This window comes from Streptomyces sp. NPDC003691 (assembly GCF_053981115.1).
In genome coordinates this window covers 1-1,436 of record NZ_JBSFNQ010000228.1, presented here as the reverse complement: position 1 = coordinate 1,436, position 1,436 = coordinate 1, and the positions used below count along the sequence as shown (strand labels likewise).

1 rRNA gene is annotated in these 1,436 nt (G+C 56.2%); it reads right to left on the bottom strand.

Going from position 1 to position 1,436, the window contains the following annotated elements:
• Positions 1–40 precede the first annotated feature (40 nt).
• Positions 41–1,436, bottom strand: a 23S ribosomal RNA gene (locus ACWDR0_RS34885); the annotation flags it as partial.

Below are 1,436 nucleotides of genomic sequence, written 5' to 3'. Positions count from 1 at the left end.
GGTCGTTGCCTCAGAACTAACACAGTGGACGCGAGCAAATATGGACAAGCCCTCGGCCTATTAGTACCGGTCACCTCCACCAGTTACCTGGCTTCCAGATCCGGCCTATCAACCCAGTCGTCTACTGGGAGCCTTAACCCCTCAAAGGGGGTGGGAGTCCTCATCTCGAAGCAGGCTTCCCGCTTAGATGCTTTCAGCGGTTATCCTTTCCGAACGTAGCCAACCAGCCATGCCCTTGGCAGGACAACTGGCACACCAGAGGTTCGTCCGTCCCGGTCCTCTCGTACTAGGGACAGCCCTTCTCAAGACTCCTACGCGCACAGCGGATAGGGACCGAACTGTCTCACGACGTTCTAAACCCAGCTCGCGTACCGCTTTAATGGGCGAACAGCCCAACCCTTGGGACCGACTCCAGCCCCAGGATGCGACGAGCCGACATCGAGGTGCCAAACCATCCCGTCGATATGGACTCTTGGGGAAGATCAGCCTGTTATCCCCGGGGTACCTTTTATCCGTTGAGCGACGGCGCTTCCACAAGCCACCGCCGGATCACTAGTCCCGACTTTCGTCCCTGCTCGACCCGTCGGTCTCACAGTCAAGCTCCCTTGTGCACTTACACTCAACACCTGATTACCAACCAGGCTGAGGGAACCTTTGGGCGCCTCCGTTACTCTTTAGGAGGCAACCGCCCCAGTTAAACTACCCATCAGACACTGTCCCTGATCCGGATCACGGACCCAGGTTAGACATCCAGCACGACCAGAGTGGTATTTCAACAGCGACTCCACAACCACTGGCGTGGCCGCTTCAAAGTCTCCCACCTATCCTACACAAGCCGAACCGAACACCAATATCAAACTGTAGTAAAGGTCCCGGGGTCTTTCCGTCCTGCTGCGCGAAACGAGCATCTTTACTCGTAGTGCAATTTCACCGGGCCTATGGTTGAGACAGTCGAGAAGTCGTTACGCCATTCGTGCAGGTCGGAACTTACCCGACAAGGAATTTCGCTACCTTAGGATGGTTATAGTTACCACCGCCGTTTACTGGCGCTTAAGTTCTCAGCTTCGCAACCCCGAAAGGTCACTAACCGGTCCCCTTAACGTTCCAGCACCGGGCAGGCGTCAGTCCGTATACATCGCCTTACGGCTTCGCACGGACCTGTGTTTTTAGTAAACAGTCGCTTCTCGCTGGTCTCTGCGGCCACCCCCAGCTCAGGGCGTAAAGCCCATCACCGGATGTGGCCCCCCTTCTCCCGAAGTTACGGGGGCATTTTGCCGAGTTCCTTAACCATAGTTCACCCGAACGCCTCGGTATTCTCTACCTGACCACCTGAGTCGGTTTAGGGTACGGGCCGCCTTGAAACTCGCTAGAGGCTTTTCTCGACAGCATAGGATCATCCACTTCACCACAATCGGCTCGGCATCAGGTCTCACCCT